The following is an 8,089-nucleotide window of genomic DNA, read 5'->3' as shown; positions in this document are numbered from 1 at the left end:
TGCTGGGCAAAGATGAAGGTGGCCGTCATACGCCGTTCTTCAAAGGCTATCGTCCACAGTTCTACTTCCGTACCACTGACGTAACCGGTACGATCGAGCTGCCAGAAGGCGTTGAAATGGTAATGCCTGGTGACAACATCAAAATGGTTGTTACCCTGATCGCACCAATCGCGATGGATGAAGGTCTACGTTTTGCTATCCGTGAAGGTGGCCGTACTGTAGGCGCTGGTGTTGTTGCCAACATCATTGAATAATGATTTGACGAAACACTAGTAAAAAGGGCATCATTTGATGCCCTTTTTCTGCGTTTGACACTCATATTGGCGTCTTTTTCGCCAGCAGTGGTTAGCAAACGCAGAGTTTAGTGATCTTATCGCTCTCTATCGAGCGGATATGCTCACCACGTGCCTTGCCAATACCTAGTGTATTCGGTTCAAAGGCACTGCCGTCTATGTAGACTTGTTACAGGTAGAATGTATGAAAGCGAACGCTGAGACCCAATCCGGTTCGATGGACATCCTCAAGTGGGGTGTTGTTTTTGTCCTATTGGCCGCAGCCGTGATAGGGAATAGCCTGTACAGTGATGTGTCTGTGGTAGTGCGAGCTGCTGCTGTAGTGGTATTGGTTGCCGCTGCTGGCGGTGTGGCCGCACTCACGATGAAAGGAAAAGCTGCGATCACGTTTGCACGCGAATCGCGTATGGAAGTGCGTAAAGTGATCTGGCCTACGCGTCAAGAGACTTTGCAAACCTCTCTCATCGTTCTGGCTGTTACTGTTGTTATGGCGCTCATATTGTGGGGCGTTGACGGAATCATGGTCCGTCTAGTCCGCCTAATCACTGGCGTGTGAGGTAAAAGTACATGAGCGAAGCTCCCAAAAAACGTTGGTATGTAGTGCAGGCTTTCTCTGGTTTTGAAAGTCGTGTAGCGCAATCATTGCGCGAACATATCAAGATGCACGAAATGGAAAATCACTTTGGTGAAGTCTTGGTGCCAACCGAAGAAGTGGTTGAAATGCGCCAAGGTCAACGTCGTAAAAGTGAACGTAAATTCTTCCCAGGTTATGTGCTCGTCCAAATGGTGATGAACGATGAATCTTGGCACTTGGTACGCGGCGTACCACGTGTAATGGGTTTCATCGGCGGTACCTCTGATCGCCCAGCTCCGATTTCTGATAAAGAAGCGGACTCTATCCTCAATCGTCTTGAAAAAGCGAGTGAGTCTCCAGTTCATAAAACTGTGTTTGAAGCGGGCGAAGTGGTGCGTGTTACCGAAGGGCCATTTGCAGACTTTAATGGCGTAGTTGAACAAGTCGACTACGACAAAAACCGGATTAAAGTCTCGGTATCTATTTTCGGTCGGGCAACCCCCGTTGAACTAGAGTTTGGTCAGGTTGAAAAAAGCTGATCAAAAAAGCACCGCTAACGGTTGGCAAGGGCGCGAAATTTGACTATAATTTCGCGCCCTTTTGTTAAACGGGAAGTTTATCGAAAGATAAACGTTAGTACCCAAAATAAGGTAATTGAATAATGGCTAAGAAAGTACAAGCTTACATCAAGCTGCAAGTTGCAGCGGGTGCAGCTAATCCATCGCCACCAGTTGGTCCTGCTCTAGGTCAACATGGTGTGAACATCATGGAGTTCTGTAAAGCGTTTAACGCGAAGACTGAATCTATCGAGAAAGGTCTACCTACTCCTGTTGTTATCACTGTATACAGTGACCGTTCTTTCACCTTCGTCACCAAGACACCGCCAGCGGCAATTCTGCTTAAGAAAGCAGCAGGTGTGAAGTCTGGTTCAGGTCGTCCGAACACTGAAAAAGTGGGTACTGTTACTGACGCTCAGATCCAAGAGATCGCAGAAACCAAAGCGGCAGATATGACGGGTGCGGACGTCGAAGCGATGAAACGCTCCATTGCGGGTACTGCCCGTTCAATGGGCCTGAACGTAGAGGGTTAAGACAATGGCTAAAATGACTAAGCGCATGCGCGTAATCCGCGAGAAAGTTGATGTGACCAAAGAGTACGACATCAACGAAGCTGTTGCTCTACTGAAGGAACTGGCAACTGCAAAGTTCGTTGAAAGTGTTGATGTTTCTGTCAACCTTGGCATCGATGCACGTAAATCAGACCAAAACGTTCGAGGCGCCACTGTGCTGCCAAACGGTACTGGCCGTGATATCCGTGTTGCAGTGTTCACCCAAGGTGCCAATGCAGACGCTGCGAAAGAAGCGGGTGCAGATATCGTGGGTATGGAAGATCTTGCTGAGCAAGTGAAGAAAGGCGAAATGAACTTTGACGTTGTCGTTGCTTCACCAGACGCGATGCGCGTTGTGGGTCAGCTAGGTACGATCCTAGGTCCACGTGGCCTAATGCCAAACCCGAAAGTAGGTACAGTAACCCCTAACGTTGCTGAAGCGGTTAAGAACGCTAAAGCAGGTCAGGTTCGTTATCGTAACGACAAGAACGGCATCGTTCATACTACTATCGGTAAAGTAGACTTTGACGCTGACAGCCTGAAAGAGAACCTTGAAGCGCTGTTGGTTGCATTGAAGAAGGCGAAGCAACTTCAGCGAAAGGCACTTTCATCAAGAAAGTTAGCCTGTCGACCACAATGGGTGCTGGTGTTTCATTAGACCAGAACTCTTTGGAAGCGAGCGTTAACTGATTGCGACAAGCGAGTGAGTAGTTTATACTCTCCTGCTTGGTAATTTTATGGCTGAGTTTGCTTCGGCAAACTTCGTCCAAGACCGTAGGCGTTCATAGCGGACTTAATATTTCCTACGTAGACGGTGCCAGAACATGATAGATTTTCGTCTTTCTTGGATCTGCACCGTAAAAGCTCTCTCTACGCTATGTGGGGAGTGGTGTTAAATAATCCAGGAGCAAATCCAAATGGCTTTAAACCTTCAAGACAAAAAAGCAATTGTTGCTGAAGTCAACGAAGCTGCCAGTGGTGCCCTGTCTGCAGTAGTTGCTGATTCTCGCGGTGTAACCGTGGATGCGATGACTTCTCTACGTAAACAAGCGCGTGAAGCGGGCGTTTTCATGAAAGTTGTTCGTAATACACTGGCTCGCCGTGCAGTTGAAGGCACAGACTACGAGTGTCTGAAAGACACTTTTGTTGGCCCAACTCTGATTGCGTTTTCTAACGAGCACCCAGGTGCTGCTGCGCGTCTTTTTAAAGACTTCGCAAAAGAAAACAACGAGTTTGAGGTTAAATCAGCTGCATTCGAAGGCGTGATCACTGACCCAGAGGTATTGGCGACACTGCCAACGTACGACGAAGCAATTGCACGCCTAATGATGGGCTTGAAAGAAGCGTCTGCCGGCAAGCTGGTTCGTACTATCGCCGCTGTTCGCGACCAAAAAGAAGCGGCTTAATTGCCCATTTAATTTGGTTGCCTAACCCTTTTATTGTTGACTTTAAAGAGAATTGTTATGTCTATCACTAACGAGCAAATCCTAGACGCAGTTGCAGATATGTCTGTAATGCAAGTTGTTGAGCTTATCGAAGCTATGGAAGAAAAATTCGGCGTATCAGCAGCAGCAGCTGTTGTTGCTGGCGGTGCGGCTGAAGGCGCAGCGGCTGAAGAGCAAACCGAATTTGACGTTATCCTAACTGAAGCTGGTGCGAACAAAGTATCAGTTATCAAAGCGGTACGTGGCGCAACCGGTCTAGGCCTGAAAGAAGCGAAAGCGCTTGTTGACGGCGCGCCTGCACCTCTGAAAGAAGGTGTTGAGAAAGAAGAAGCTGACGCACTGAAAGCGCAGCTAGAAGAAGCTGGTGCTTCTGTTGAAGTTAAGTAATTTATACTTAATTTCTTAGCCTGAAAGGGCATTGGCTGGTGGCTAAAAAGCCACCGGCCTTTTTGCGCTGTAGGGCAGTAGTGAAATTTCCACCCCGTTTTATCACTGCTGACCATGCAAAAAAGATCAAAGCAAGTGCTTTGATTTTCCTACACTAAACGGTGGTTGTTTAGTCACTGTCCTTTGTATCGGACAGTTTGGGTCACTTATCAGCGAGCTGAGGAACCCTATGGTTTACTCTTATACCGAGAAAAAGCGTATCCGTAAGGATTTTGGTAAGCGTCCTCAAGTTCTGGACGTGCCATACTTGCTGTCGATCCAGCTTGAATCTTTTAAGAACTTTATCGAGCAGGATCCAGAAGGGCAATACGGTCTTGAAGCTGCCTTTCGCTCTGTTTTTCCAATTCAGAGCTACAACGGCAATTCCGAGCTGCAATACGTTAGCTATCGTCTCGGTGAGCCAGTTTTCGATGTCAAAGAATGCCAAATTCGTGGCGTAACCTATTCGGCCCCACTGCGCGTGAAACTGCGCATGGTGATGTTTGATAAGGATGCTCCGGCTGGTACCGTAAAAGACATCAAAGAACAAGAAGTCTATATGGGCGAAATTCCGCTCATGACTGAAAATGGTACCTTTGTCATCAATGGTACTGAGAGGGTTATCGTATCCCAGTTGCACCGTAGTCCGGGCGTCTTTTTCGACAGCGATAAGGGTAAAACCCATTCCTCAGGAAAAGTGCTATATAATGCACGCGTGATCCCATACCGTGGTTCATGGTTGGATTTCGAATTTGATCCTAAGGATATCGTATACGTTCGTATCGATCGTCGTCGTAAGCTGCCAGCTTCCATTATTCTGCGTGCGCTGGAGTACACAACTGAAGAGATCTTGGCTCTGTTCTTCGAAAAAGTGGTTTTCGAAGTTAAGGGCAAATCTCTTGTGATGGAGTTGGTACCTGATCGTCTACGTGGCGAAACGGCAAATTTTGACATCGAAGCCAATGGTAATGTTTACGTTGAGCAAGGTCGTCGAATTACCGCGCGTCATATCCGTCAGTTGACGAAAGATAACGTTGATCACATCGAAGTGCCGGTGGAGTATATTGCGGGCAAAATATCTGCACGTGAATATATCAACCAGGAAACTGGCGAAGTGATTGTCTCGGCTAACCAAGAGTTAAGTCTGGAGACACTGGCGCAGTTGTCGCAAGCAGGTCACAAACGTATCGAAACTCTGTTCACTAACGACCTGGATCACGGCCCGTACATGTCAGATACTTTGCGTGTCGACAATACGACGGATCGCTTGACGGCCTTAGTGGAAATTTACCGCATGATGCGTCCTGGTGAGCCACCAACGCGCGACGCGGCAGAGCAACTGTTTGAAAGTCTGTTCTTCTCAGACGATCGCTACGACTTATCATCTGTGGGTCGTATGAAGTTTAACAGCTCTCTGGGTCGTGATGATCTGACTGGCGCAGGCGTTCTGAGCAAAGAAGACATTATCGAGGTGATGCGTAAACTGATCCATATCCGTAATGGTATTGGTGAAGTCGATGACATTGATCACTTGGGTAACCGCCGTATTCGCTCTGTGGGCGAAATGGCAGAAAACCAATTCCGCGTGGGCTTGGTACGTGTAGAGCGTGCAGTCAAAGAGCGTTTGAGCTTGGGCGATCTCGACAATGTGATGCCACAAGACTTAATTAACGCCAAGCCTATTTCTGCGGCAGTAAAAGAGTTCTTCGGCTCTTCACAGCTGTCACAGTTTATGGACCAAAACAATCCGTTGTCAGAAGTGACGCACAAACGTCGTATTTCTGCATTGGGTCCAGGCGGTCTGACGCGTGAGCGTGCCGGTTTCGAAGTCCGTGACGTTCACGCTACGCACTACGGTCGCCTATGTCCGATTGAAACACCGGAAGGGCCGAACATTGGTCTGATTAACTCACTGTCTGCATTTGCGCGCTGCAATGGCTACGGCTTTCTAGAAACGCCTTACCGTAAAGTGGTTGACGGTAAAGTCACTGATCAAATCGATTACTTGTCAGCGATTGAAGAAGGCCACTACGTGATTGCGCAGGCGAATGCCGCGTTGAACGAAGATGGTTCTTTCACTGATGAACTAATCACCGCGCGTGAAACCGGTGAGTCAGGCTTGCACCCACGTGACCATGTCCAGTACATGGACGTGGCGACTAACCAGGTCGTTTCGGTGGCAGCCTCATTGATCCCGTTCCTCGAGCATGATGATGCTAACCGTGCCTTGATGGGCGCGAACATGCAACGTCAGGCGGTACCGACACTGCGCGCGCAAAAGCCGCTTGTTGGTACGGGTATCGAGCGTAACGTGGCGGTTGACTCGGGTGTGACTGCGGTTGCTAAACGGGGTGGTACTATTCAGTCGGTTGACGCTTCACGTATCGTCGTGAAAGTTAATGAGGAAGAGCTGGTACCAGGCGAAGCGGGTATCGACATCTACAGCTTGGTCAAATACACACGTTCAAACCAGAACACCTGTATTAACCAACGTCCAACGGTAATGCCGGGCCATGAAGTCGCGAAAGGTGACGTATTGGCTGATGGACCTCAACCGATTTGGGTGAGCTGGCGCTGGGCCAGAACATGCGTGTGGCCTTTATGCCGTGGGATGGTTATAACTTTGAGGATTCCATCCTTATTTCTGAGCGTGTTGCCCAGGAAGACCGTTTAACGACTATCCACATTCAAGAGCTCTCTTGTGTGGCGCGTGATACCAAGTTAGGTAGCGAAGACATCACTGCAGATATTCCCAACGTGGGTGAGTCTGCTTTGTCGAAGTTAGATGAATCTGGGGTTGTGTATATCGGAGCCGAAGTGAAAGGCGGCGATATCATGGTCGGTAAAGTGACGCCAAAAGGCGAAACGCAACTGACACCAGAGGAAAAGCTACTACGAGCTATCTTTGGCGAGAAAGCCTCTGACGTAAAAGATTCATCACTGCGTGTCCCTAATGGGGTATCAGGGACGGTTATCGATGTACAAGTGTTTACTCGCGATGGCGTTGAAAAAGACAAGCGTGCACTTGAAATCGAAGAAATGCAGCTCAAAGAAGCCAAAAAAGACCTGACCGAGGAGTTCTCTATCCTTGAAGGTGGTCTATTGGCGCGTGTCCGCACACTGCTTTCTCAAGCCGGTTATACCGAGAGTCAATTGGACAGCATGAATCGTCAGACCATGCTGGCGCAAACACTTGATGATGAGACTCAACAAACGCAGCTAGAGCAGCTTGCCGAGCAGTACGACGAAATCAAAGCGGACTTTGATAAGAAATTTGATACCAAACGTCGCAAGATCACCCAAGGTGATGACCTTGCTCCGGGTGTATTGAAGATCGTTAAAGTGTACCTTGCGGTAAAACGTCGTATTCAGCCTGGTGATAAAATGGCGGGTCGTCACGGTAACAAAGGTGTGATCTCCAAGATTAACCCTATCGAAGACATGCCATACGATGAGTTGGGTCAACCGGTAGATATTATCCTCAACCCGTTAGGTGTACCGTCACGGATGAATATCGGTCAGGTACTAGAGATACACCTTGGTCTAGCGGCAAAAGGGATCGGTGACAAGCTCAACCGCATGCTTAAAGAGCAGCAAGAGCTCGCGAAATTCCGCGAATTTTTGCAGAAGGTCTATAGTCTGGGCGATACCCGTCAGAATGTTGACATCAGTCAGCTGACTGACAACGAAGTACATACTTTAGTTAATAACCTGAGAGATGGTCTTCCGATAGCATCACCTGTTTTTGATGGTGCACCTGAGCCAGCGATTAAAGAATTGCTCACACTTGGTGATCTGCCAGAATCTGGTCAGCTTGACTTGTACGATGGCCGCACTGGTGAGAAGTTTGAGCGTCCGGTAACCGTCGGTTATATGTATATGCTGAAACTGAACCACTTGGTTGATGACAAGATGCATGCTCGTTCAACTGGCTCATATAGTTTGGTGACGCAGCAACCGCTAGGTGGTAAAGCACAGTTCGGTGGTCAGCGATTCGGTGAAATGGAAGTATGGGCACTGGAAGCATACGGTGCTGCCTATACCCTGCAAGAAATGCTCACCGTGAAGTCGGATGACGTTAATGGTCGTACTAAGATGTACAAAAATATCGTAGATGGCGATCATCGTATGGAGCCGGGCATGCCGGAATCTTTCAACGTATTGCTGAAAGAAATCCGCTCGTTGGGTATCAACATCGAGCTGGAAGACGAGTAAGCCTCGAGAAGACGGCTGACGAAGCTAC

At 48.4% G+C, this 8,089-nt stretch carries 6 protein-coding genes and 2 pseudogenes; all 8 read left to right on the top strand.

The genetic code is table 11. The features are described from left to right. A partial coding sequence (locus tag DZ54_RS21950; RefSeq protein ID WP_037354621.1) for an EF-Tu C-terminal domain-related protein occupies nt 1–254 on the top strand: 254 nt, incomplete at its 5' end. Nucleotides 255–477: 223 nt separating this feature from the next. Next, nucleotides 478–849 (top strand): preprotein translocase subunit SecE, encoded by a 372-nt coding sequence (secE, locus tag DZ54_RS0114010; RefSeq protein WP_025674747.1) that lies wholly within the window; start codon nt 478–480, stop codon nt 847–849. An 11-nt stretch (nt 850–860) separates the two neighbouring features. Further along, the gene (gene nusG / locus DZ54_RS0114005) at nt 861–1,406 is read left to right on the top strand and encodes a transcription termination/antitermination protein NusG (protein ID WP_025674745.1); all 546 of its coding nucleotides are present in this window, start codon (nt 861–863) and stop codon (nt 1,404–1,406) included. A gap of 122 nt (nt 1,407–1,528) precedes the next feature. Continuing rightward, nucleotides 1,529–1,957: a 50S ribosomal protein L11 gene (gene rplK / locus DZ54_RS0114000; protein WP_025674743.1), complete on the top strand. Its 429-nt coding sequence runs from the start codon at nt 1,529–1,531 to the stop codon at nt 1,955–1,957. Nucleotides 1,958–1,961: 4 nt separating this feature from the next. Next, a pseudogene (gene rplA, locus DZ54_RS0113995) lies at nt 1,962–2,665 on the top strand (50S ribosomal protein L1). Nucleotides 2,666–2,892: 227 nt separating this feature from the next. Next, nucleotides 2,893–3,381: a 50S ribosomal protein L10 gene (gene rplJ, locus DZ54_RS0113990; RefSeq protein WP_025674739.1), complete on the top strand. Its 489-nt coding sequence runs from the start codon at nt 2,893–2,895 to the stop codon at nt 3,379–3,381. A 57-nt stretch (nt 3,382–3,438) separates the two neighbouring features. Next, nucleotides 3,439–3,807, top strand: coding sequence for a 50S ribosomal protein L7/L12 (rplL, locus tag DZ54_RS0113985; protein WP_025674737.1), 369 nt, complete (start codon nt 3,439–3,441; stop codon nt 3,805–3,807). 229 nt (nt 3,808–4,036) lie between these two features. After that, nucleotides 4,037–8,061 (top strand): annotated as a pseudogene (gene rpoB, locus DZ54_RS21945) (DNA-directed RNA polymerase subunit beta). The last annotated feature ends 28 nt before the right edge of the window (nt 8,062–8,089 follow it).

The sequence above is a fragment of the Salinivibrio socompensis S35 genome (assembly GCF_000513715.1).
GTDB lineage: Bacteria > Pseudomonadota > Gammaproteobacteria > Enterobacterales > Vibrionaceae > Salinivibrio > Salinivibrio socompensis.
The sequence above is the reverse complement of the archived record's forward strand: the minus strand, read 5'-3'. Positions and strand labels throughout refer to the sequence as shown.